Here is a 22,357-nt window from a genome sequence, read left to right as displayed (position 1 = left end):
TCCGGAGCGCCCGTTGTCATTTCAGCGGCTCACGCCGAAGGACTACTTCTTCTTCGCCGGCGCGTAGCTCTTCTTCGGGCAGGCGCCCTGGTCCGCGGCCAGACGCTGCTGGGCGGCGGAGAGGTCCTTCTGGGTGTTGGCCAGGGCCTCCTGGCTGGCGGTCTCCACCGGGGCCCAGTCTTCCTTCTGGGCCTTGAGCTCCTGCACCAGCTTCAGGGTCGTCTGGTCCACGGTCTCCTGCGCCTTGAGCGCGTCCACCCACTTGGAGGCGGAGTCCACCAGCGCCTGGCACTTGGAGGACAGCTCGTCGAAGAGCTTGTAGTCCTTCGTCTTGGTGTACTTCTGCACGACGGCGTCATACGTGTCCGCCGCGTTGGTGCGCGCGCCGAAGGCGATGGCGGACGCGGCGGCCGTCTGGGTGCGCGCCAGCTCCAGCTGGAAGAAGCGCAGCTCCGGCGGCATGCTCGCGGCGGTCTCCACCGGCGCCTGCGAGTTGAAGAACACGAAGCGGAAGGGGAACTTCAGCTCGCCCGTCGTCGTCGCGGGCATCTTCGCCATCTTCGCCTGCAGGCAGGACGCCAGCTGGTCGCCCTCGGTGCTGCCGGAGGGCTTGAAGACGACCTCCGTGGGGTTCGGCTGGCCCTTCACGATGTGGATGTCGGAGGCCAGCACCGGCGGCGTGGAGCCCTTGAAGCCGGCGAAGCACTCACACCAGCTCTTCTCCGCCAGGCGCACCGCGCCGGAGAAGTCCGAGCCCTCGTTGATGCCCATGGTGACGGACGGGTTGTTGGCCGTCGCGTGGTCGTACTCGTACGTGGCCTCCACGGGCTTGGCCTCCGCCGCCAGCGCCGCGGGCTTCACGTTCGTGTCCAGCACCTGCTGGATGCAGCCAATGCCAGCCGGCGTGAGGTTGTCACTGGTGACGGCGTGCGTGGCGCCCTGGGCGTTGACGGTCGTCTTCACCGTCACCTTGGTGCTGGCCGCGGGACCGCGGTTCGCCGGGTCCACCAGGCACTCCAGCACGTCCGGACGGACGCTCAGGAGCGCGCCCACGAGGACGCCCTCGTTGGCGGGGGAGGGCAGGGTCTGCTCGTGCGGGAAGCAGGTCGCCAGGTCGAACGGGGGCTGGTTGGTGATGCGCAGCCGCTCTTCCTTGGTCATCTGCTTCTGACCCTCGGCGGGGGCGTCGGTCTTCTGCTGGCCCGCACAGGCGGCGGTGAGGATGACGGAGGCGACGGCGAGACGCTTCAGCATGGTGAGGCTTTCTCCCGGTTGGGGTGTTTGGGACTGCGCTCGGGCGCTCACTTCTCCAGGCCCTCGGCGTTCTTGAGGTCCTTGAGGCGGAGCCCGTTCTTCTTCAACAGGCGGTAGAGGCTCTGCATGGACAGACCGGTGCGCTGCTCCGCGGCCTTCATGTCGAAGGCCACCTCGCGCATCACTTCCGCGAAGTACAGCCGCTCGAAGTCCGCGAGCACCCGGTCCTTCGCTTCGTGGTACGGCATTCCGGAGACGATGGCCGTGACGTTGGTGGCCGGCTCCGCGCCTTCCGTGCGCTTGGGCGCGTGCGCCAGGAAGTCCAGCCAGCTGGTGTTGCCCGTCTCCTGCATCAGCGCGCCGCGCTCCAGCACGTTGCGCAGCTCGCGCACGTTGCCCGGCCAGTCGTAGCCCTCGAAGAGGGCCAGCGTCTGCGGCGTCAATTCCAGCGCGGCCTTCATGCCGCGCGACAGGGCCTGCGACAGCGTGGGGATGTCGTCGCGGCGGGTGCGCAGGGGCGGCAGCCGCACGCGCGCCACCGCGAGCCGGAAGTAGAGGTCCGCGCGGAAGCGGCCCTGGCGCACGTCCTCCTCCAGGTTGCGGTGCGTGGAGGCGATGACGCGCACGTCCACCGCCACCGGCTGCCCGTCCAGGGACGGCACCTCGCGCGTCTCCAGCACGCGCAACAGCTTGCCCTGCACGGACAGGGGCAGTTCGCCCACCTCGTCCAGGAAGAGGGTGCCGCCGCGGGCCGCCTCGAAGATGCCGCGCGCGGCCTTGTCCTCGTTCTCCCCGGCGCGCAAGCCCCCGAACAGCTCGCGCTCCGCCTTCTCCTCGGAGATGAGGTTGCAGTCCACGACCTTGAAGGCGCCGTGGCGGCGCAGCGAGTGCTGGTGCACCGCCCTCGCGGCCAGCTCCTTGCCCGTGCCCGTCTCACCCTCGACGAGCAGGTTCATGTCCTCGCGGGCAATGCGGCGCAGCTCCGTGAAGACCCAGCGCATCTTCTCCGAGCTGCCCACCAGCTGCCCGAAGGACTCCGTGCCGGCGACCTCCACCTCCGTCGCGCGGGCGGCCACCTTCACCGCGAGCTTCGTCTTGCCCAGCTCCACCTTGTCGCCGCTGCTGACGAAGGCCTGCAGGATGCGCCGGCCGTCGAGGAACGTGCCGTTGCGGCTGCCGGTGTCGCGCAGCAAGAGCCCCTGCGGCAGCCGCTCCACCTCCAGGTGACGGCGGCTCACGGTCGGGTCGCTCAGCACCAGGTCCCCCGCGGTGTCGGAGCCCACGCGCACCAGCGAGTCCTGGGTGGTGACCTTCTTGCCCTTGTCCGGACCGGCCACCACTTCCACCGTCCACTCGTGAAGGGGAACGCGGGTGGCCTGGCCCTCGCGCTCCGCGTGGACGGTTTCGGTGACATCCGGTCTGTCAATCATGGTCACGAACCCCTGGTCGCAACGGGGCGCGGGGGGCAGAAACACCCCGCCTCGCCCTGAATCCCGCCTCTTTAGGAGGGACTGGACACAAGGGGCAAGCGGAAGAAGTGGACGCGGAATCGTCCGTTGAAGATGGAGACAGAAGGGGCCCGTCCGCCCCTACCGGGGACGTCGGGCCGGCCTTCCGGGTGTCCCCGCGCGTCAGTACTTCGCGGGTGCGTCGCTCGCGGGGAACGATTCCTTGGACTGTTCATCCACCTCGTCGTCGCCGGGGCTCCCGCCGGAGCGCACGCTGGCGTTGGTGGGGCCCTTCACCTCGCGCGTGGGCACCTCCGCGTTGGTGTTCGCCTTGCGCTTCGTGCCCTTGGCTTCCGAGCCCGAGGCGGCCGCGCGGCCCGTGCCGGCCTGCGCGTTCACCATGCGCGCGCCCAGCAGGTTCTTGGCGCGCTCGGCCAGGTTGCGCTGCTCGTCCTGCCAGTCGCGGAAGAGCTGCGCCAGCTCCTGGTCCCCCGCGGCCTCCGCGTCGCGCAGGTACTGCTCGCTCACCGACGCGCCCTTGAGCAGGTGATAGAGGGTGCTGATGAGGTCGTGGTGCTCGTCCCGGGTCCCCGTGACTTCCTGTCCGCCCGCCATGGTGTTCCTCCCGTGAAAGGGGTGAATGCCTTGGTGGAGAAGGTAGGCACGGCGGGCCCGGGTGGCGTCCGGACCCGGGGCCCGGCCGCCTGGCTGCTTACGCGCGGAGCATCGGGTCCAGCTTGCCGTCGCGGTCCAGCGCGGCCATGTCGGAGTAGCCGCCGACGTGGGTCTCCCCGATGAAGATCTGCGGCACGGTGCGCTGACCGCCGCTCATCTCCACCAGCTTCGCGCGGGCGTCGTCGTCCCCGGTGACGTCCACCTCTTCGTAGGCCACGCCCTTGCGCTTGAGCAGGTCCTTCGCCCGCACGCAAAAGCCACAGTAGGTCGTCGTGTAGATCTTCACGGGCTTCATGGATTTCCTCCTGGTCTCTTGATGCCAAACCTAAGGGTCCGTTGCGCGGGTGACCACGGCCTTCCCGCGCCTGGCCCCTTGAAACACAACGGCCCCCGGAGCCCAGGTGGGCGCCGGAGGCCGTCAAGTCCCGTCCCCTGAATGACGCGGGGAAGGGTGGGGCGACTACATGCCCATGCCGCCCATACCGCCCATGCCACCCATGCCGCCCATGCCACCACCGCCGCCGCCGCCCTTGTCGTCGTCCGCCTTCGGACGCTCGGCGACCATGGCCTCCGTGGTGAGCATCAGCGAGGCGACCGACGCCGCGTTCTGCAGCGCGGTGCGGCTCACCTTGGCCGGGTCGATGACGCCCGCGGCCAGCAGGTCCTCGTAGACGCCCGTGGCGGCGTTGAAGCCGAAGGGACCCGTGCCCTCCTTGACCTTGTTCACCACCACGCTGCCCTCCAGGCCGCCGTTGCCGACGATCTGACGCAGCGGCTCCTCGACGGAGCGACGGATGATGTCCACGCCGGACTTCTCACCGTCGGCCAGCTTCAGGCCCTCCAGGGCCTTGAGGCAGCGGATGTAGGCGACGCCGCCGCCGGGCACCACGCCCTCTTCGACGGCCGCGCGGGTCGCGTTGAGCGCGTCCTCCACGCGGGCCTTCTTCTCCTTCATCTCCGTCTCGGTCGCGGCGCCCACGTTGATGACGGCCACGCCGCCCACCAGCTTCGCGAGGCGCTCCTGGAGCTTCTCACGGTCGTAGTCGCTGGAGGTCTCCTCCACCTGGGCGCGGATCTGCTTCACGCGCGCCTCGATCTCCGACTGGCTGCCCGCGCCGTCGACGACCGTGGTGTTGTCCTTGTCGATGGTGATGCGCTTCGCGCGGCCCAGGTCCTGGAGCGTCAGCGTGTCCAGCTTGATGCCCAGGTCCTCGGCGATCATCCGGCCGCCGGTGAGGACCGCGATGTCCTCCAGCATGGCCTTGCGGCGGTCGCCGAAGCCCGGCGCCTTCACCGCCGCCACGTTCAGCACGCCGCGGATCTTGTTCACCACCAGGGTGGCCAGGGCCTCGCCCTCGACCTCCTCGGCGATGATCAGCAGGGGCTTACCGGCGCGCGCCACCTGCTCCAGGATGGGGAGCAGGTCCTTCATCGACGAGATCTTCTTCTCGTGGATGAGGATGAGGGGGTCGTTCAGCACGACCTCCATGCGCTCCGGATCCGTCACGAAGTACGGGGACAGGTAGCCGCGGTCGAACTGCATGCCCTCGACGACGTCCAGGGTGGTGTCCAGGCCCTTGGCCTCTTCCACCGTGATGACGCCCTCCTTGCCGACCTTCTCCATCGCGTCCGCGATGATCTGGCCGATGGTGGTGTCACCGTTCGCGGAGATGGTGCCAACCTGGGCGATCTCCTTGTTGCCCTTGGTCGGCTTCGCCAGCGTCTTCAGCTCGTTGACGATGGCGGCGACGGCCTTGTCGATGCCGCGCTTGATGTCCATCGGGTTGTGGCCCGCGGCGACCAGCTTCGCGCCCTCGCGGAAGATGGCCTGCGCCAGCACGGTGGCCGTGGTGGTGCCGTCACCGGCGACGTCGGAGGTCTTGGAGGCGACCTCCTTCACCATCTGGGCGCCCATGTTCTCGAACTTGTTCTCCAGTTCGATTTCCTTCGCCACCGTCACGCCGTCCTTCGTGATGGTGGGGGAGCCGAAGCTCTTCTCGATGACGACGTTGCGGCCCTTGGGCCCCAGGGTCACCTTGACCGCGTCGGCCAGGATGTTCACGCCGCGCAGAATGGCGTCACGCGCGCGCACTTCGAAAATGATGTCTTTCGCCATGGTTTGAATCCTCTAAAGGTTGGGAGTGGGAAGACGAACGGCGGGCTTCACTTCTCGATGATGCCCAGCACGTCCTCTTCGCGAAGGATCAGGTGATCCTCGCCGTCCAGCTTGATCTCCGTGCCCGCGTACTTGCTGAAGAGGATGGTGTCGCCGGCCTTGATGTCCATGGCGCGCACCTTGCCGTCCTCCAGCACCTTGCCGTTGCCGACGGCGATGACCTTGCCCTCGAGCGGCTTCTCCTTCGCCGTGTCGGGGATGAAGAGGCCACCCTTGGTCTTGTTCTCCTCGGCGACGCGCTTGATGATGAGCCGATCCTGCAGGGGACGAATCTTCATGGCTTGCTCCTGTGAATCGCGGCTGCCGGAGGCGGACGGAAGGTCCGGACCGGGAGGCCGCAGGGGTGAGAAAAAAGGTCCTGTGGGCCCCGGCGTTGGCACTCGCACCCACTGAGTGCTAACGCCCAGGCGCGGCGGATAATAACCAGGGACTTCACCTCGTCAAGCGACGTCGGGACATCTGTCCGGATGCCCCTAAATACCCGTCCTGATTGGGCTTTTCGCAAAAACATTCCCGCCCCGCGCACCTGCCCGCAAGGCCGTCCCCGGTGTCGGGCCGTTGGCACTCGCGCGGCCTGAGTGCCAGCGTAAGTGCCTGATAAGACTCGCGACCCTTTTGCCGACGCCGGGTGACGTGGCTACGCTTGTCACACGCGTGTCCTGGAGGCTCCGGGCGCTGGCCCGGGGGGCTTCCAGGCTTCATCCGGGAGGTGTGCTCGATGAGCGGACTGGTGACGTCCTCTTCCTCGCTGAAGGAGTTCTTCCGGGAACTGCTGCTGGAGGTCGCGGCCCGGCAGCGGGTGGCGCTGGGCGAGTCCACCGAGTTCTACGTGGTGAACCTGCTGGCGGAGTTCGCGGCCACGGACAAGCTGTTCAGCCGTGACGCGGAGGGCCGGCGCGACCACGAACCGCTGGCGGAGCTGTACCACCGCGCGCTGCAGCAGGAGCGCGACGAGCGCATCCGCACGCTGCGGCGGCTGGGCGACGTGTCGCTCTACAAGGTCGGTTTCTTCTCCGGCGCGCTGCAGCAGGGGATGGTGGGCCCGGACTACTACATCCAGATGGGCGGCGCGGCCTACGGACAGGTCGCGGAGCTGGTGCCGTCCGGCGGCTTCACCGGCGTGTACCGCGAGCTGTGCGACAAGTTCCGCTCGCTCGCGGAGGTGCTGGAGGAGATCAGCGCGCGCGGCCTGGTGAGCGCGGGGCCCGCGGGCGCGCTGCGGGTGTACGAAACCTGGTCCCGCACGGGCAGCGACAAGCTGGAGCGCGTGCTGGTGGACGCGGGCTGGGTCCCGCGCAAGGGGCCGCTTGCCAACTGACGCCGCGGACTTCCCGCTCGTGGGGCGTCTCCAGGCCCACCTGGAGGCCATCTACGGCTTCCGGTGCGAGGCCCGCGCGGAGGCCTTCGTGGTGGTGGACGCGGAGGTCGCCGCGCTGCTGGGCGGCACCGGGCGCGCGCCGGAGGAGCTGCTGGTGCTGGAGGCCCGCGGCGGCCTGGAGGTGGCGCTCTACCTGGACCCCGGGTTGCGCGAGCGGATGGACCGCTACGCGGGAAGCCCCCTGGGCTCCGTGCTGGAGGGCGACCTGGACGGCTACTGCCAGGTGACCGAGGGCGTCAGCCACTTCCTCTACGTCGCGCACACGGCGCACTACGAGCGCACGGTGTCGCTGCTGGAGCTGGAGGCCCAGGCGGAGGTGGACAAATTCGTCGTCTGCCTCCTGCACCGCTGGGGCGAGGGCGTGGCTGGGTGGGCACGGGAGCTGTTGGGGCGCCTCTTCGACCAGGTCTCGTACCAACCGCTGCTGTCGGGGGAGGAGCGCTGGCGCTACGAGGAGGCGAACCGGGTGTCCCGGCGCTTCTGCGCGCGGCTCATGCCCCACGTCCAGGACCGGCGGTTGGACCGGCTCCTCGGCGACCTGCGTTATGCCTACCGGCTGGGCGCGGAGGCCAAGCTGCGCCACTTCGCGCACGGCGGTTGAGGGTCCCGGCCGCCCGCTGCTTCGGGTAGGGTGGGGCCATGCCGCGCGAGGCGTCCTCAGGAGGCATCGTCATCCGCTTCCAGGACGGTGCCTGGGAGGTGGCCGTCATCCGTCCTCACGGGCGCCACCTGTGGGCGCTGCCCAAGGGGCACGTGGACCCGGGCGAGTCCCCGGAACAGACGGCGCGGCGCGAGGTGAAGGAGGAGACGGGGCTCTCCTCCGTGGCGCTGCTCGCGCCCCTGGGGGAGATCCGCTACGTCTACCAGTTCCGGGGGCAGCGCATCTTCAAGCGCGTCCACTTCTTCCTCTTCCGCTACGAGGCGGGAGAGTTGGGGCCGCTGCCGGGGCCGCGCGTGGAGGTGGACGAGGTGCGCTGGATGCCGCTCGAGGGGCTGATTCCGGCGCTGGGCTACAAGGGTGAGAAGGCCGTCGCCGGCCGGGCGCTGCGGTGGATGCGCGCCCAGGGCCTGGCGTCCGGGGCCCCTCCCCCCGTGGAGGGGAAGGAGCCGGCGTAGGGCGGTCAGGCTACTTCTTGGCTTCCTCGCCCACGTACTTGCCCGACAGCGCCTCGCGCACGTCGCGGTCGAACTTCACGCGCTGGGTGGCGACCTCGCGCAGGGCGAGCACGGGCGGCTTGTTCTTCGAGGTCTCGATGATGGGCCGGGCGCCGGCCATCAGCTGGCGCGCGCGCTTGGCGCCCAGGAGCACCAGCGCGAACCGGTTGTCCACGTAGGGAAGGCAGTCTTCAACGGTAACGCGGGCCATGGAACATCCTTCTTGGCTCTTACCGAGCCGGTGGAAGCCTCTGAACCTAAAGAGCACGTCCGGTTGAGTCAAGGAAGGATGGCGGGCCGGAAGGTCCACCGGGCGTCCAGCCGGCCACCGTCTCCCCGCCCGCCCGCCAACCTCCGCGAGTGCCGGACAGCGGACCCTCACGCACTCGGAGTGTTGGCTGTCGCACGCTCCCTTCCCGGCTTCCAGCATTCAAGAGCCAGGGGGCCTCAACGGATCCCCGGGACTGCGTTTTTTCGGAGCGGGGAATGGGACGCCAGGGTGGGGCCCCATCGCCCCGCCCCGTGCACTTCCGGGGTCGCGGGTTCGCAGGAGGAGGTTCCGCATGAGCGCAGGAGCGTCCCTTGTCGCCGGCCGGGCCCGGCGGGTGCCGGTGGGCGGCAGTGCGGGAGCATGGGAGGCGGGGCCGTGGTGAGTGGGCCGGTGCTCGTCACGGGGCCCACGGGCAACGTGGGGCGGGCGGTGGTGCGCGCGCTGCTGGCTGAAGGGGTGGCGGTGCGCGCGGCGGTGAAGTCGCCGGAGCACACGGTGTCGCTCCTCAAGGAGATGGACGGGGACGTGATGCCGGCGCCGCTGGACTTCCTGCGGCCGGAGACGTTCCTCCCCGCGCTGGAGGGCGTGCGCGGCGTGTTCCTGATGCGGCCGCCGGCCATCGCCCATGCGGAAGGAGCGCTCACCGCATTCATCGACGCGGCGGCCACGCAGGGCGTGAAGCAGGTGGTGTTCCTGTCCATGTCGGGCGCGGAGAATCGCGCGTGGGCGCCGCATCACGCGGTGGAGGAACACCTGATGCGCTCCAGCGTCGGGTGGACGCTGCTGCGCCCGGCGTTCTTCGCGCAGAACCTGGGGGACGCGTACCGCGAGGACATCCGCCAGGACGGCCGGCTCTACATGCCCGCGGGCCACGGCCGGGTGGCCTTCGTGGACGTGCGCGACGTGGGCGAGGTGGCGGCGCGGGCGCTGCTGGACACGTCGCTGCGCAACCGCGCCTTCACGCTCACCGGGCTGGAGGCGGTGACGTTCGACGAGGTGGCGTCCGTGCTGTCGGAGGTGCTGGGCCGGTCCATCCGCTACGTGCCCGCGTCGGTGCCCGGCTACGTGCGCCACCTGCACCAGCGCCGGCTGTCCTGGGGCCAGCTGGGCATGCAGACGCTGATGCACGTGGGGCTTCGCTTCGGGAAGGCGGAGCAGGTGGACCCCACGCTCACGAATCTATTGGGCCGCCCCACGCGCACGGTGCGCCAGTACATCGAGGACCACGCGCCGCTCTGGCGCTGATCAGGCGTACCAGAGCGCCCAGGCGATGAGCACCACCTGGAGCGGCAGCCGCGCCCAGAGCAGGCCCCGGGGAATCTTCCGGAACTGCTCCGGGTGCTGGGCCATGTAGACGTTCGCGGGGAACACCGCCACGAACAGCGCCACCAGGCCCCAGGCCGCGAGCCGCGTCGTCGCGGGCACCAGGAGGAAGATGCCCAGCAGCACCTCCGCCACACCGCTCACGAGCACCAGCTCCCGGGGCCGGGGCAGGTACGGTGGCATGATGCGCATGTACACGCGGGGCTTGAGGAAGTGGTTCACCCCCGCGGCGACCATGAACAGCGCGAGCACGTACTGAAGGATGGTTTTGACGTCCATGGCCGGTGGGGCTCCTCGCCTTACTTGCCGGCGAACGCCTCACCGACGATGGCGCGCGCCTCCTGGATGATGGTGTCCAGGTGCGCCTGGTCGCGGAAGCTCTCCGCGTAGATCTTGTACACGTCCTCCGTGCCGGACGGACGCGCGGCGAACCAGCCGTTCTCCGCCGTCACCTTGAGGCCGCCCAGGTCCGCGTTGTTGCCCGGCGCGCGCGTGAGGCGCTGGAGGATGGGCTCACCCGCGAGCGTCGTGGCCTTCACCGCCTCCGGCGACAGCTTCTTCAGCGCGGCCTTCTGCGCGGACGTGGCCGGCTGGTCGATGCGCGTGTACAGCGGCGCGCCGAACTTCTTCGCCAGGTCCTGGTAGTGCTCGCCCGGGTCCTTGCCGGTGCGCGCGAGGATTTCCGCCGCGAGCAGGTCCAGGATGATGCCGTCCTTGTCGGTGGTCCACACGGTGCCGTCCTTGCGCAGGAAGGACGCGCCCGCGCTCTCCTCGCCGCCGAAGCCCAGCGAACCGTCCAAAAGCCCGTCCACGAACCACTTGAAGCCCACCGGGACCTCCACCACGCGGCGGCCCAGGTCCTTGCCCACGCGGTCGATGAGGCTGCTGCTCACCAGCGTCTTGCCCACCGCCGCGTCCGCCTTCCAGCCCGGGCGGTTGCGGAAGAGGTAGCTGATGGCGACGGCGAGGTAGTGGTTCGGGTTCATCAGCCCCTGGCTGCGGGTGACGATGCCGTGGCGGTCGGAGTCCGTGTCGTTGCCGAACGCGAGCGCGTACTGGTCCTTGAGCTTCACCAGGTTCGCCATCGCGTACGGCGACGAGCAGTCCATGCGGATCTTCCCGTCATGGTCCGCGGGCATGAAGCCGAAGGTGGGGTCCAGCGTGGGGTTCACCACCGTGAGGTCCAGCCCGTACTTCTGCGCAATCGGCGCCCAGTACGCGAGGTTGGAGCCGCCCAGCGGATCCGCGCCCAGCTTGAGCTTCGCGCCCCGGATGACGTCCAGGTCCAGCACGTTCGCCAGGTCCGCCACGTACGGGGTGATGAAGTCGTACGGCTTCACCGTGGCGCTCGAGCGCGCCCGCTCGTAGGGGATGCGCTGGACGCCCTGGTTGCCCCCGGCCATCAGCGCGTTGGCGCGCTTCTCCACCAGGGAGGTGACGTTCGTGTCGGCGGGGCCGCCGTTGGGCGGGTTGTACTTGATGCCGCCGTCCTCCGGCGGGTTGTGGGACGGGGTGATGACGATGCCGTCCGCGAGCCCGCTCGTGCGGCCCCGGTTGTACGTGAGGATGGCGTGGGAGATGACCGGCGTGGGCGTGGCGCCGTCCGTGTAGCGGACCTCCACGCCGTGCGCGGCCAGCACCTCCAGCGTGGTGCGCTGCGCGGGCTCGGAGAGGGCGTGCGTGTCCATGCCCAGGAACAGCGGGCCGTCGTAACCCTGCTGCTTGCGGTACTCGCACAGGGCCTGCGCCACCGCGAGGATGTGCGCCTCGTTGAAGCTGCGGCGCGCGGCGCTCCCCCGGTGTCCGGAGGTGCCGAAGGCCACGCGCTGCTCGGCCACGGACGCGTCGGGCGTGTCGTCGTAGTACTGCGCGCGCAGCTTGTCGGGGTTGATCAGCAGGTCGCGCGAAAGGGGCTTGCCAGCGGAAGGGTGTGCCATGACAGGGCCACCCTAGCCGCGCGCGCTTTCCAATGGGGAGCCGAAGTCGCATCCCCTGTCCGGCGCCGCACCCGCCTGCACGCGCTTCCGTCCAGTAGCGGGCGGGAGCGCGGGGTTGTCAGGACGGAGGCGCGGGTCCGGAGGCCGTCAGCGCGCCGCGGCGACGGACGCGGCGGCGGAGGAGGGCGGCACGGCCTCCGGCGCGGGGGGCTCGGCCTCCTGCGGCTGGGCGGCGTGTTCCGGCAGGAATATCAGCAGGACCAGGGCGGGGATGGCCGCCGCGGCGGTGAAGGCGAAGAACGTGGGCCAGCCCATCCACGTGGCCAGGTAGCCGGACACGGAGCCGATGAGCCGGTTGGCGATGGTGCCCAGCGCGGACAGGAGCGCGTACTGCGTGGCGCTGAAGCTCTTGTGGCACAGCGACATCACGAACGCCGCGAACGCCGTGACACCCAGGCCCGTGCACACGTTGTCCACCGCGATGGTGGCCGCGAGCATCAGGTCGTTCTTGCCCACCAGCGCCAGCGCCATGAAGGCCAGGTTGGTGAGGCCCTGCGCGGCGCCGAAGATGAACAGCGCGCGGCGCATGCTGAGCTTCACCATCAGCACGCCGCCCAACAGGCCGCCGCCGATGGTGGCCACCATGCCCAGCGTCTTGCTGAGCGCGCCAATCTCCGTGTTGGAGAAGCCCAGCTCGATGTAGAAGGGCGTCACCATGCTGGCGGCGATGGCATCCCCCAGCTTGTAGAGCACCAGGAACGCGAGCACCCCCAGCGCGTACTCGCGGCGGAAGTAGTCCACGAAGGGCCGCACGACGGCATCCGCCAGCTTGCGCGGAGGCTTCACGCTCTCGGGCTCCGGGGCCAGCAGCGTGGCCACCACGCCCACCACCATGAGCAGGCCCATCACGTAATACGTCTGGGACCAGCCCAGGTGGTCCGACAGGATGAACGCCAGCCCGCCCGCGACGAGCATGCCCATCCGGTAGCCGGTGACGTACAGCGAGTTGCCCAGCCCGCGCTCCTCCATCGTGAGGATGTCCGTGCGCCACGCGTCCGCGACGATGTCCTGGCTGGCGGACAGGAACGTCACCACCACCGCCATGCACGCCATGGCCATGGGCGCGTCCTTCGGGTTCACCAGCCCCATGGCGGAGATGGCGCCCACGAGCAGCACCTGCGTGAGCAGCATCCAGCCGCGACGGCGGCCCAGGAAGGGCAGGGTGTAGCGGTCCATCAGCGGCGCCCACAACACCTTGAAGGTGTAGGGCAGCGACACGAGGCTGAAGATGCCAATCGTCTTGAGGTTCACCCCCTCGTTCTTCATCCACGCGGACAGCGTGACGCCGGTCAACCACAGGGGGAGGCCGGACGCGAAGCCGACGGCCATCAGGAGCCAGATGCGCCGGCTCTTCAAGACGGTGAGAAGCGAGGAGTTGGGCATGGGGGGCGCGGGAAACAGCCGCCAGCATAGAGAATCCACCCCGCGCGTCACCTTCCACGGGCCAGGGATTGTCCGCCCGGCTGCTGTCCGGGCCTGAGCCCGGGCGGCCTCTTCAGGGCTGCGGGTCCAGCGCGGAGACGTCCGGGCAGGTGGCGCGGCTGCCCTCGGTGGGGTTGAGGAAGTCCCAGTTGCGCTGCATGAAGGTGATGCGGGTCCGGGCGTCCCAGCACTCCGTGTACTGCGCGCCCTTCGCGTCCCCCTCCAGGATGTTGAGCACCAGCACGCCCCGGCCGTCCGGCGTCCAGCGCGCGAGGATGTCCAGCGTCTCCATGAGCCCACCCGGCACGAAGTCCACCCCCGGCAGCCGGAACGCCATCTCCCCCAGCCCCTGGGGCGTCTGACGCGACGCATAGCGGGTGAGCGGGGTCGTGGCCCCCGCGCCGGTGAAGAGCAGCTCCACGTTCGTGGGCAGCGCCAGGGTCTGGTAGTCGATGTCCAGCCGGTCCAGCGCGGTCGCCTCCTTCGTGTCGAAGCCGTTCTTGCGCGCCTCCTTCAGGTCCAGCGCGAGCGTGCCCGTGCCCTTGCGGATGCCGCCATCCGCCTTGAAGGTGCCGGGCAGGTAGGTCCACCACGCGCCTTCGCCGCCGCCCTGGGGGCGGTACTGGAGGAGGTACGCGAAGGAATCCCCCTGGCGGTTCATCACGAAGCGCAGCTCATGGCCCGGGTGCTCGTCAGCGGGGAAGGGGCCCCAGATGCGCCGGTCGGTCTCGCGCGTGGTGGGCGGGGCGTTGCGGAACAGCTCCAGCAGGGAGAGCAGGCCGTCCACGCTGGTGTTGAACTGCGTGCCCGCCTGGTAGGCCTGGAGCGCGAGCTGCGACGTGCCGCCCAGCACCTGCGACGCGCCCAGCCGCTGGCCGCGCGTGCCCAGACCCTGTCCGGAACGGGCGCTGTCCGGCAGCTTCGCGGCCAGGTCCTCGCGCTGGGGCAGGGCGTTCTGGAACTCCAGGTCGTCGTTGGAGAAGTCTCCGCCACACGCGACCGCGAGGAGGCAGGGGAGGGCCAGGGCCAGCTTTCGCATCAGGGGCTCCCTCATGGCTGGTACGTGAGGAGCGCGGCCAATTCCCAGAACCCCAGGGAGCGCTGCGCGTCGACGGTGTATTGGAGGTACTGCAGGCGGGTGCGCGCGGTGAGGTTCAGGCGGCGCGTGAGCTGGAAGCGCGCTCCGGTGGCGAGGCCCGGCGACACCATGGCGAAGCGCTGATCCGGGAAGGCCCCGTCGTCGAACTTGCGGCCCATGATGAGGTACGCGACGCGCACGCCCACGAACGGGGCGACGCGGCCCACGGGCCACTCGGCGGTGAGGCTGGTGCCCACGTTCACCACGGAGTAGCGGTACGCCGGCCCCTCCAGCGTGGGCAGCGCCAGCGCGCCGTTCGTGCCGCCCACCGCCGCGTCGAAGCCCCAGACCCAGTCGCGGCGGAAGTAGTCGTGCAGCTCCGCCTCCGCGCCAAACAGCGGCACGGAGAGGAAGAGGGACTGGCGCGTCTGCGCGTCGAAGAACGACTGGAAGCCACCGGTGAGGCCGAAGGTCCACCACGCGCCCTTGTCCAGCATGGCGCCCTTCACGGGGTCGTCGGAGAAGGGCGCGTCCTTGAAGCGCGGCTCCTGGAGGATGGTGGTCCGGCCGCGCGCGACCTCCACCTCGCCAATGCGCAGCCGGTCGCTGAGCCGGCGCTTCACGCGGTAGGTGCCGGGGGCCAGCGCCACGCGGCGCTCGGTGTCCGCGGCCTTGTCCAGCTCCGCGACCACCATGCCGCCTGGATCCACGAAGTAGTAGGCGCCCGCGGGGGCGTTGCCGGGAACGACCAGGCCTTCGGCGCTCGTGCGCAGGTCGGTGAGGACCAGATCGCCGTTGCCCGCCAGGTCGTAGCTGAACGTTGGGTGCTGGGGGCCCGCGCTGCTGTCGGCCGTGTCCGCGACCGTGCGGGCGTAGGCGTGCGAATACGCCTCGAAGAGCGTCACGCGTCCGTCGCCGCTGCGGTCCGCGTCGCCCAGCAGGCCGCTGGCCAGGTGGTGGGAGAAGTAGCTGCCTCCCAGCGCATCCGACTCCTGCGAGTCCTCGTCCGCAGCGCTGGAGGTGAGGATGACGACGCCCCGGGCATCGCGGGCCGCGCCGGACTCCACGTCGAAGGCGGGGGCCTTGCGGGCGCCCTTGGTGCGGGTGAGCGCGCCGGAGCGGCAGGAGTCCAGGATGGCGATGCGGATGTCCACGGGCGCGTCCGCCAGCCGGCGCTTGAGCGCGTCGAAGGCCAGCTGTGAGGCCCCCAACCGCAGCGCGCCGTCCTTCGCGTGGCCGGAGTAGTAGACGAACAGCGCGGTGCGCTCTCCCCGAGCCTGGGCCGCGCGGGCCCGCTGCTCCAGCTCCGACAGCGCGACGAGGAAGTCCTTCGCGTCGTCGTCCAGGAGGAGCTTCGCGTCGGCCGGAGCCACGCCGCCCAGCCGCGTGAGCAGGTCGTGCATCTTGCGCGCATCGTCGCGCGCGTAGCTCAAGGGCCGGGTGTCCGAGCCGCCCGTGTCGTTGCCGGCGATGAGCGCGAAGCGGTGCAGGGTGTCCGCGTGAGCGGCGGTGGAGGCCAGGATCAGCGCGGGAATCGACGCCCGCATCGCCGAAGCCATTGCCCGTGCCCAGGCCGCCACGGGCGCAAGCCTCGCTCGCACCTGTTTCTCGGGCCCGTCGCTCATGGCTTCAGCAGGATCCACTGCGTCTGCGCGCCCGCCACGTCCAGTGGGGCCATGCGGGTGACGTCCCGGCCCGAGGCGGCGAAGGCCTTCCGGGCCGCGTCACTCAACGCATCCATGGACACGGGCGCGTCCGTCAGCACCAGCACCACGCGCTCCAGCCCCGCGCCGGTGAACTCCACGCTCTCCGGCAGCCAGTGCTGTCCCGCGCCCGGCTCCACCGCGAGGCTGTCCCCGTCCTCCGGATACAGGGGCGTGACCTCTCCCTGCGCATCCACCGACAGCGCCGCCACGTAGCGATACGCGTCCGCCGTGTAGCCCAGCCGCACGCGCTCGCCGGGCTGTAGCGCTTCCGGCGCCTCCGTGCTCGCGACCCGCTGCGGCTCCACGCCCCCACCAATCCGCAGCTCCGCGCCCGCGCCGCCCTTGAGCCGGTTGCCCGTGACGGGCGGCTGCACCGGATCCGTCCTCCCGCTGGTCTCCAGCAGCGGGCGCGCCAGCACCAACACCAGCACGGACGCCGCCACCGCCATCAACGGCCGGACCCACTGCGCGCGGGGCGCGGGCTCCCTGGAGGCCTGCCTCGCGCGGGCCTGCTCCACGCCGGCCTCGAAGCGCTCGAAGGGCACCTCCGCCTCGAAGGCGGCCTGTGCGTCCACGAAGGACCGGAGCGTCGCGCCGCACGCCTCGCACGCTCCCGCATGGTTCCGGACGCGGTGGGCTTCCGGGGCGGGCAGCTCGCCGGCGTGCAGGCGGCGCAATGTCCAGCTCGACTCGTGCGCGCTCATCGGACGCTCAGCTCCTCTCCTCCCAGCTCCGCGAAATGCTCCAGCCGCTTGCGCACCGTGGGCACCGAACGCCCCAGCACCGCGGCCACCTCTTCCAACGTCATCCCATCCACGTGGTAGTGGATGGCCGCCGCCTGCGTCTCCGCGTCCACCCGGGCCAGCAGCTTGCGCACCAGGTCGCGCGTCTCCATCGCCTCCTCGCCGCCTTGCCCTTCCGGACGGGCCGCCTCGTCCCGCGCGAACCACTTGCGCCACGCCGCCCCTTCCGAGCGCAGCTGGTTGAGGCAGTGGTGCGTGGCGATCTTCATCAGCCACGTCAGCGGGGACGCCTCCGCGCGGAACGTCTCCCCGTGCACGAGCACGCGGGCGAAGACGTCGTGCATCGCGTCCTCCGCCCGGCTCGGGTCCTTCAGCAGGTAGCGGCAGCGCTCACGCACGCTGCCGCCATACTTCACATACAGCTCGCGCAGGACGGCCCGCCGGTCCTCCGTGGGACGGGGAGGCACCACCTTCAGGGCCAGCGGGGTCGGTCCGGTCACGCGCGGCGGAAGCCTACTCCGACCTGCCTCACAGCGACGAGTACACCGCCGTCGTGAACCCGGCGCAGGAGGTCTGCTCGTCACCGTAGCCCTGGCCCGGGAACAGGTTGGTCGCCAGGTAGGTGCTGCGGAAGTTCGTGTCCCAGCACTCGTTCACCGTGAGCAGGCTCGTCAGGTCACCCCCGGAGGCCTTCACGTCCGCGCGCCCCGCGCCGGTCGCCGTCCAGCGGCTCTTGATGCTCACGTTCTCCAGCTTCGCGGCCGTCTGGTCGCCCTCGTGGATGTTCTGGATCGTCGCGAACTCGAACTCGCCGCCCGCCGTCGCGGTCGTCTTGTAGTGGTACTTGCCGTCCACCCGCTTGGAGGGGTCCTTGTCATCGCGCACCTGGTGGAAGTCCGCGTCCACCGTGGCGTCCGCCGTGGCGCTCGGCCGCGCGTAGCGGATCTCCACCGTGCCCACGTGGTCGTCGGCGTCCGGCAGGGTGTGGGCGGCGTCCCAGTCGATGAAGAGCTCTCCCGAGCCGAAGCCCCTCTGGCGCTCGCCGTCCTCGTCCACCGAGACCTGCTGCGTGCCGGACAGCACCGCCCGGAAGGCGCTGTCCTCCTCCGTCTTCCCCTTGCCCTCCAGCACCCAGGAGAAGGACGCGTCACCCGACTTCGTCACCGTCAGCCGCCACGTGATGGGGCTCAGCGCCTCCGTGCCCGGGCCCCACACCGCCTTGTTCTCCTCCAGCGTCGTCGGCGGATACCTGGTGATCTGCTCGATGAGGTTGAGCACCCACAGCGTGCCGAGGTTCACGGACGCCGTGGCGTCCACCGTCGCCTGGTAATAGCCCGACCTCTCGCCCTGGCTGAACGTGGCGGACGGCCCCTCCGCCATCAGGCCCTGGCCCTTCTGCTGCGGAGGCTTCACCTGCACCTGCTCCTTGGAGGGCAGGCCGTCGCGGAACGTCGCCTCGTCGGAGGTTTCGGCGTCGTTGCAACCCACGAACAGCAGGGAGGCACACAGCAAGCTCTTACGCAGCATGGTCGGGTGTCCTTTCAGGGCCCGTCGTGCGGGCCGTGCGGCAGGGAATTCGCCCCTATGGACACAGGCCAGGCGAAAAACAGAAAAGGCGCTCGCTTGGGGCGGAAAAGCACAGTGAAACCAGTCGCTTGGCGCTTGGCTGCCTGCTCTCCGGCCGCCCGCGCCCGCCTGCCCGACGGCTGAAATGGGCCATCCCTACCTTTCGCCCATGGAAAAACGACACCCGAACCATCCCGGGGAGATGGGTACGGACGCCACGCTGGCCGAGCGGGAGCGTGAGCCGGACGAGATCAACGCCCGCGCCAGAGCCGTCGGTTTGCTTCATGAGGCCGGGGTGCCGTTCGTAGTGGGCGGGGCGTATGCCTACGCCACCTATACCGGCATCTACCGCGACACCAAGGACCTGGACCTGTTCCCGCGCAAGCAGGACGCCATCCGCGCCCTGGACGTGCTGGAGAAGGACGGCTGGCGCACGGAACGGCCCGACGAGGTGTGGCTCTACAAGGCCTACAAGGGTGACTACTTCGTCGACTTCATCTTCTCCTCCGGCAACGGGGTGGCGACGGTGGATGACGAGTGGTTCACCAACGCCAAGAAGGCCACCATCTTCGGCTACGAGTGCCTCATCGCGCCGGCCGAGGAGATGATCTGGTCCAAGGCCTTCGTCACCGAGCGCGAGCGCTATGACGGCGCGGACATCAACCACCTCATCCTCAAGGCGGGGCGGGAGATGGACTGGGACCGCATCCTCCGGCGCTTCGACCGCTATTGGGAGGTGCTGCTCAGCCACCTGATGATGTTCCGCTTCGCGTATCCCAGCGAGCGCGACATCGTGCCCAACTACGTGATGACGGAGTTGATGAGCCGCACGCTCCAGTCGGTGCGCGACGGCAAATGGGACGAGAAGCTGTGCCGGGGCAACCTGGTGTCCAAGGTGAACTATCACGTGGACATCCACCACTGGGGCTTTGGGGACGGCAGGGCGTGGGACGAACAGGACAGACCCGAGGGGGGGACCCGTGGCGCGAGATCCGAGCTCGAAGATTCGACTGGCAGCGGTCGGTGACCTGCACTGCCGGGAGGACCAGCACGGGCGCTTCCGTCAGCTCGTCAAACAGGTGAACGCCTCGGCGGATGTGCTGCTCTTGTGCGGCGACCTGACGGACCGTGGGATGATTGAAGAGGGCAAGGTGCTGGCCGAGGAACTCTCGGCCTTGCGCGTCCCGTGTGCCGCGGTGCTGGGCAACCACGACTACGAGCACGGGCAGGTGAAGGAGATCTGCTCGGAGCTGTCCAAGGTCGGGGTGCACATCCTCGACGGCGACCACTTCATCTTCGAGAAGACGCTCGGCGTCGCGGGGGTGAAGGGCTTCGGAGGCGGCTTCGGCAACGCGACGTTGCAGGCGTTCGGCGAGGGCCAGACGAAGTCCTTCGTGCAGGAGGCCGTCACGGAGTCGCTCAAGCTGGAGGCCGCGCTCAGCCACCTGGACACGCCCAAGAAGGTCGTGATCATGCACTACGCCCCCATCCCGGAGACGCTGGAGGGGGAGAACATCGAGATCCGCCCCTTCCTCGGGACGAGCCGCCTGTCGATGCCCATCGACCACTACGGCGCGGAGTATGTCTTCCACGGCCACGCGCACCACGGCGCGCGCGAGGGCAAGACGAAGAGCGGCATCCCGGTGTTCAACGTCGCGATGCCGCTGCTCACCAAGTTCACACCCGAGCAGCGCTTCGCCCTGATGGAGGTGTAGCGCCGCTTCAAGGCGCGGGAGCCCCGCCGTCTGCCGCTTCGGGCGGCGCCTCCTGCAGGTCCGCGGCGCGCGTGGGCAGGTCCGCCACCGCGCCCATGGACACCTCCACCAGGTCCGGCCCGGAGCCCCGCGCGTAGAGCCGGTCCTCCGTGTCCGGCACTGCGTCGCCCAGCCACAGCCGCGCCAGTTCACGCCCGTCCGCGTCGCGCAGCACGACGCCCCGGGACGCATCGCTGATGCCGTAGCGCTCCCAGCGCTTCACCTTGGCCTCACCGAACGCGGCGGCCTTCAGCGCCTCCAGCCGGCCCAGGAGCTTCACCACGCGGAAGTGCAGCGCGCGTCCGCCGCCGGGGCCCTCCACCTGCCACGCCTCGCTGTTTCCCTCGCCGCGAGTCACCACCACGGGGGCGGCCTTGCCGCCGGGGAAGAACTCCAGGCGTCGCACGGCGTCGCGCGGGAAGGACAGCACGCGCCGGTCCTTCAGCTCCTGCACGCCCACGTCCAGTGTCGTCAGCGCGCGGGAGTCCACCTCCGCCAGCGTGGACCGCGAGCCCTGTTCCCGCAGCGCATGGACGACGGGCGCACCGTCGCGAGTCACCTGGGCCAGCCGGACGCGGATGGGCTCACCGGAAGCCGGGACGAAGCGCGCGTCCACGACGGGCGTGTCCAGGCCCAGGGCCTTCCGGGTGGCGGCGGTGTCCTGCGGGAAGGACAGGGCCTGGTGCCCCGCGAATGCCTTGAGCAGGTCCGTCAGCCGGCTGTCATTCGCGCGGGTGGGCTCTGGTTTCTCCATCCGCCACGACTTGCCGTCCGCCTCTCGCGTCAGCACGTACGCGTGGTCCTTCGCGGTGACTTCAATGGACTGGAACGACGCGAGGTCCAGCGGCCCCAGGAACTCCTTGGCGCGCAATTCGAACGGGCCCTTGTCCAGCGAGTACCGCACGGCGCCGTCGGCCGCGTACACGGTCGCTTCGCCTTCACGCCGCACGTAGACGGAGCCATCGAAGGGGTTCTCGTCCCCACCGGCCAGCGTCACGGTGCGCTGCCGGGACGGATCCTCCGCGCCCTCGCCGTTCGCGTCCGGGAGGTACGCCTTCGCCGTCACGGTGAACGCGGGGGACTTGAGGCCGTACTTCTTCAGGTCCGCGTCCGAAGGCGAGGCGTTGACGGTGGCCTTGAACTTCGCCGAGGTGAGCTGCTGCACCAGGGCCTCCACCGCGTATGGATCCGCCTTGGCCTCCACGGGCGATACGAGCCGCCAGCCCTCCGGCGTCCGCTCCAGCTCCGTGATGGCGCCGCGAGCCTTCACCGTCAGGTGCGTGAAGACAGGCGTCGGGTCCGGGGTCGCGCCCCGTCTCGGCTCCGAGGGCTCCGTCGCGAAGAGCTTCGGCGGCGGTGGAGGCTTCTCCGCGTCGCGAGAACACCCCACCGCCATCAACCCCAGCATCACGACAACGGAAGTCCTCACCGGTTCCTCCGCGACAACCAGACCGCGAGCCCCACGCCCAACAGGGACAGGGGCAGCAGGTCGATGGACACGAAACGCAGGGTCCGCATCTGGTCCTCGCTCAACTCCAGGGTGGACGTCTCACGGTCGGGAGGACGCAGGGTGATCTTCTCCACCTGATGGGAGGCCCAGCCCAGGGCGTTCATCACCAGGTTGCGGTTGGCCTCGTAGCGCCAGTTCGGATCCAGCAGCAGCTCCGATTCACCCACCGCCACCAGCCGGGCCTCGTCGAAGCGCTTGTGCTCCGCCGCGCGCGTGTCCCGGAACGCGGCGGCCACCAGCGTGAGCTGCCCCATCTTCTCGCCGCTGGACGGGGTGGTGTCCTCCAGGGGGCGCGACTCCACCCACGCATAGGGCGAGCTCAGCAGCACGGGCTCCACCGTCACGCCGGGCAACAGGAAGCCCTCGCGGATGAGCGTGAGGCTGCGCGCCGTGGGCAACTGCACGTTGAAACCGCGCTCCTGCAAAGGACGCGTGATGGCGTGCTTGCCGTAGAAGTTCGACACCAGGACGAACGGGTTGCCCGAGTTGAACCGGGGATCCGCCGCCACGCCTTCGTCCACCTGCACGCCGTAGTCCGCGAGGAACAGGCCCAGCCCGTCCTCCGTGTTCGCGTCGGTGAAGTACAGCAGCCGGCCCCCTTCACCCAGGTAGGTGCGCAGGGCCGCCACCTCCGGCGCCGTGTAGTCCTGCTTCGCTCCGGCGATGATCACCAGCCCCGCGTCGCGAGGCACCTCCTTCCGGCCCAGGAGGTTGAGCGGCTCGGGGCGGTAGCCCTCGCGCTGCAATTGACGCCGCAGCTCCGACAAGCCGTCACCGCCAGGGGGCGGCTCCAGCGGCCACTCGCCGTGCCCTTCGAGGAAGTACACCTTCTGCGCGCCCGTCGCGTTCAGCTGAAGCAGGGCGTTGGTCAGCTCCTGTTCGGCGGGGAGGGGCAGGGGGG

General features: G+C 69.8%; 23 protein-coding genes. 6 read left to right on the top strand and 17 right to left on the bottom strand.

Annotated features, from left to right (window positions below; translation table 11 throughout):
* Nucleotides 1–42: 42 nt before the first annotated feature.
* The 6 genes from D7W81_RS20025 to groES form a co-directional block, all read right to left on the bottom strand.
* Entirely contained in the window at nt 43–1,254 is a 1,212-nt protein-coding gene (locus tag D7W81_RS20025; protein WP_120556980.1) for a hypothetical protein, read from the bottom strand.
* A 47-nt stretch (nt 1,255–1,301) separates the two neighbouring features.
* Nucleotides 1,302–2,684, bottom strand: a complete 1,383-nt coding sequence (locus D7W81_RS20020; protein WP_120556979.1) for an FHA and sigma-54 interaction domain-containing protein — start codon at nt 2,682–2,684, stop codon at nt 1,302–1,304.
* Nucleotides 2,685–2,885: 201 nt separating this feature from the next.
* Nucleotides 2,886–3,317, bottom strand: a complete 432-nt coding sequence (locus tag D7W81_RS20015; RefSeq protein WP_120556978.1) for a hypothetical protein — start codon at nt 3,315–3,317, stop codon at nt 2,886–2,888.
* 97 nt (nt 3,318–3,414) lie between these two features.
* Complete coding sequence (gene grxC / locus D7W81_RS20010; protein WP_120556977.1) at nt 3,415–3,672, bottom strand: glutaredoxin 3; 258 nt, start codon at nt 3,670–3,672, stop codon at nt 3,415–3,417.
* A gap of 165 nt (nt 3,673–3,837) precedes the next feature.
* Nucleotides 3,838–5,493, bottom strand: coding sequence for a chaperonin GroEL (gene groL / locus D7W81_RS20005; protein WP_120556976.1), 1,656 nt, complete (start codon nt 5,491–5,493; stop codon nt 3,838–3,840).
* Between the two features lie 47 nt (nt 5,494–5,540).
* Nucleotides 5,541–5,831 carry a co-chaperone GroES gene (gene groES / locus D7W81_RS20000; RefSeq protein WP_014395362.1) on the bottom strand — a complete coding sequence of 97 codons (291 nt, stop codon included), beginning with the start codon at nt 5,829–5,831 and terminating at the stop codon, nt 5,541–5,543.
* A 440-nt stretch (nt 5,832–6,271) separates the two neighbouring features.
* Between groES and D7W81_RS19995 the strand changes: the two genes are divergently transcribed.
* From D7W81_RS19995 to D7W81_RS19985, 3 genes are read left to right on the top strand one after another with little or no spacing between them, the layout of a single operon-like run.
* Entirely contained in the window at nt 6,272–6,871 is a 600-nt protein-coding gene (locus D7W81_RS19995) for a hypothetical protein (protein WP_120556975.1), read from the top strand.
* A complete protein-coding gene (locus D7W81_RS19990; protein ID WP_120556974.1) occupies nt 6,861–7,532 on the top strand; it encodes a hypothetical protein in 672 nt (223 codons plus the stop codon). The genes D7W81_RS19995 and D7W81_RS19990 overlap by 11 nt, the downstream gene beginning before the upstream one ends.
* Before the next feature lie 38 nt (nt 7,533–7,570).
* Nucleotides 7,571–8,047: an NUDIX hydrolase gene (locus D7W81_RS19985; protein WP_120556973.1), complete on the top strand. Its 477-nt coding sequence runs from the start codon at nt 7,571–7,573 to the stop codon at nt 8,045–8,047.
* Nucleotides 8,048–8,057: 10 nt separating this feature from the next.
* Here D7W81_RS19985 and rpoZ read toward each other — a convergent pair whose 3' ends face one another.
* Nucleotides 8,058–8,297, bottom strand: a complete 240-nt coding sequence (gene rpoZ, locus D7W81_RS19980; RefSeq protein ID WP_014395366.1) for a DNA-directed RNA polymerase subunit omega — start codon at nt 8,295–8,297, stop codon at nt 8,058–8,060.
* A gap of 435 nt (nt 8,298–8,732) precedes the next feature.
* Here rpoZ and D7W81_RS19975 point away from each other — a divergent pair, with 435 nt between their 5' ends.
* The gene (locus D7W81_RS19975) at nt 8,733–9,602 is read left to right on the top strand and encodes an SDR family oxidoreductase (RefSeq protein WP_208721384.1); all 870 of its coding nucleotides are present in this window, start codon (nt 8,733–8,735) and stop codon (nt 9,600–9,602) included.
* Here D7W81_RS19975 and D7W81_RS19970 read toward each other — a convergent pair whose 3' ends face one another.
* The 8 genes from D7W81_RS19970 to D7W81_RS19935 form a co-directional block, all read right to left on the bottom strand.
* Nucleotides 9,603–9,959 (bottom strand): DoxX family protein, encoded by a 357-nt coding sequence (locus D7W81_RS19970; protein WP_120556972.1) that lies wholly within the window; start codon nt 9,957–9,959, stop codon nt 9,603–9,605.
* A gap of 20 nt (nt 9,960–9,979) precedes the next feature.
* Entirely contained in the window at nt 9,980–11,617 is a 1,638-nt protein-coding gene (pgm, locus tag D7W81_RS19965; protein WP_120556971.1) for a phosphoglucomutase (alpha-D-glucose-1,6-bisphosphate-dependent), read from the bottom strand.
* 147 nt (nt 11,618–11,764) lie between these two features.
* The gene (locus D7W81_RS19960) at nt 11,765–13,060 is read right to left on the bottom strand and encodes an AmpG family muropeptide MFS transporter (RefSeq protein WP_120556970.1); all 1,296 of its coding nucleotides are present in this window, start codon (nt 13,058–13,060) and stop codon (nt 11,765–11,767) included.
* Between the two features lie 112 nt (nt 13,061–13,172).
* Entirely contained in the window at nt 13,173–14,138 is a 966-nt protein-coding gene (locus D7W81_RS19955; protein ID WP_208721382.1) for a hypothetical protein, read from the bottom strand.
* An 11-nt stretch (nt 14,139–14,149) separates the two neighbouring features.
* The gene (locus tag D7W81_RS19950) at nt 14,150–15,802 is read right to left on the bottom strand and encodes a caspase family protein (protein ID WP_244227307.1); all 1,653 of its coding nucleotides are present in this window, start codon (nt 15,800–15,802) and stop codon (nt 14,150–14,152) included.
* The gene (locus D7W81_RS19945) at nt 15,799–16,587 is read right to left on the bottom strand and encodes a DUF4384 domain-containing protein (protein ID WP_120556967.1); all 789 of its coding nucleotides are present in this window, start codon (nt 16,585–16,587) and stop codon (nt 15,799–15,801) included. The genes D7W81_RS19950 and D7W81_RS19945 overlap by 4 nt, the downstream gene beginning before the upstream one ends.
* Complete coding sequence (locus D7W81_RS19940; RefSeq protein ID WP_244227306.1) at nt 16,584–17,126, bottom strand: RNA polymerase sigma factor; 543 nt, start codon at nt 17,124–17,126, stop codon at nt 16,584–16,586. The genes D7W81_RS19945 and D7W81_RS19940 overlap by 4 nt, the downstream gene beginning before the upstream one ends.
* Nucleotides 17,127–17,154: 28 nt before the next feature.
* Nucleotides 17,155–18,153, bottom strand: a complete 999-nt coding sequence (locus tag D7W81_RS19935; RefSeq protein ID WP_120556966.1) for a hypothetical protein — start codon at nt 18,151–18,153, stop codon at nt 17,155–17,157.
* 241 nt (nt 18,154–18,394) lie between these two features.
* Here D7W81_RS19935 and D7W81_RS19930 point away from each other — a divergent pair, with 241 nt between their 5' ends.
* The gene (locus D7W81_RS19930) at nt 18,395–19,219 is read left to right on the top strand and encodes a nucleotidyltransferase (protein ID WP_208721386.1); all 825 of its coding nucleotides are present in this window, start codon (nt 18,395–18,397) and stop codon (nt 19,217–19,219) included.
* Nucleotides 19,203–19,907, top strand: coding sequence for a metallophosphoesterase family protein (locus D7W81_RS19925; RefSeq protein WP_120556985.1), 705 nt, complete (start codon nt 19,203–19,205; stop codon nt 19,905–19,907). Before D7W81_RS19930 ends, D7W81_RS19925 begins: the two co-directional genes overlap by 17 nt.
* 7 nt (nt 19,908–19,914) lie before the next feature.
* On the opposite strand, the gene D7W81_RS19920 is transcribed toward D7W81_RS19925, so the two are convergent.
* Together D7W81_RS19920 and D7W81_RS19915 are read right to left on the bottom strand one after the other, a co-directional pair.
* Nucleotides 19,915–21,375: a DUF4340 domain-containing protein gene (locus D7W81_RS19920; protein ID WP_120556964.1), complete on the bottom strand. Its 1,461-nt coding sequence runs from the start codon at nt 21,373–21,375 to the stop codon at nt 19,915–19,917.
* Nucleotides 21,372–22,357: Gldg family protein (locus D7W81_RS19915; protein WP_208721380.1), on the bottom strand; the 986-nt coding region annotated here is incomplete at its 5' end. The genes D7W81_RS19915 and D7W81_RS19920, both read right to left, overlap by 4 nt.

Origin of the sequence: Corallococcus aberystwythensis, from assembly GCF_003612165.1 — a bacterium.
GTDB lineage: Bacteria > Myxococcota > Myxococcia > Myxococcales > Myxococcaceae > Corallococcus > Corallococcus aberystwythensis.
This window is presented reverse-complemented; position numbering and strand designations above follow the sequence as displayed.

Excerpts from the sequence above, each read along its gene's own strand:
- D7W81_RS19985 (WP_120556973.1), top strand. The coding sequence starts at position 7,571 with ATGCCGCGCGAGGCGTCCTCAGGAGGCATCGTCATCCGCTTCCAGGAC.
- D7W81_RS19930 (WP_208721386.1), top strand. The coding sequence starts at position 18,395 with ATGGGTACGGACGCCACGCTGGCCGAGCGGGAGCGTGAGCCGGACGAG.
- D7W81_RS20015 (WP_120556978.1), bottom strand. The coding sequence starts at position 3,317 with ATGGCGGGCGGACAGGAAGTCACGGGGACCCGGGACGAGCACCACGAC.
- D7W81_RS19995 (WP_120556975.1), top strand. The coding sequence starts at position 6,272 with ATGAGCGGACTGGTGACGTCCTCTTCCTCGCTGAAGGAGTTCTTCCGG.
- rpoZ (WP_014395366.1), bottom strand. The coding sequence starts at position 8,297 with ATGGCCCGCGTTACCGTTGAAGACTGCCTTCCCTACGTGGACAACCGG.
- D7W81_RS19960 (WP_120556970.1), bottom strand. The coding sequence starts at position 13,060 with ATGCCCAACTCCTCGCTTCTCACCGTCTTGAAGAGCCGGCGCATCTGG.
- D7W81_RS19970 (WP_120556972.1), bottom strand. The coding sequence starts at position 9,959 with ATGGACGTCAAAACCATCCTTCAGTACGTGCTCGCGCTGTTCATGGTC.
- D7W81_RS20020 (WP_120556979.1), bottom strand. The coding sequence starts at position 2,684 with ATGATTGACAGACCGGATGTCACCGAAACCGTCCACGCGGAGCGCGAG.
- grxC (WP_120556977.1), bottom strand. The coding sequence starts at position 3,672 with ATGAAGCCCGTGAAGATCTACACGACGACCTACTGTGGCTTTTGCGTG.
- D7W81_RS19950 (WP_244227307.1), bottom strand. The coding sequence starts at position 15,802 with ATGAGCGACGGGCCCGAGAAACAGGTGCGAGCGAGGCTTGCGCCCGTG.
- groES (WP_014395362.1), bottom strand. The coding sequence starts at position 5,831 with ATGAAGATTCGTCCCCTGCAGGATCGGCTCATCATCAAGCGCGTCGCC.
- pgm (WP_120556971.1), bottom strand. The coding sequence starts at position 11,617 with ATGGCACACCCTTCCGCTGGCAAGCCCCTTTCGCGCGACCTGCTGATC.
- groL (WP_120556976.1), bottom strand. The coding sequence starts at position 5,493 with ATGGCGAAAGACATCATTTTCGAAGTGCGCGCGCGTGACGCCATTCTG.
- D7W81_RS19945 (WP_120556967.1), bottom strand. The coding sequence starts at position 16,587 with ATGAGCGCGCACGAGTCGAGCTGGACATTGCGCCGCCTGCACGCCGGC.
- D7W81_RS19955 (WP_208721382.1), bottom strand. The coding sequence starts at position 14,138 with ATGCGAAAGCTGGCCCTGGCCCTCCCCTGCCTCCTCGCGGTCGCGTGT.
- D7W81_RS20025 (WP_120556980.1), bottom strand. The coding sequence starts at position 1,254 with ATGCTGAAGCGTCTCGCCGTCGCCTCCGTCATCCTCACCGCCGCCTGT.
- D7W81_RS19935 (WP_120556966.1), bottom strand. The coding sequence starts at position 18,153 with ATGCTGCGTAAGAGCTTGCTGTGTGCCTCCCTGCTGTTCGTGGGTTGC.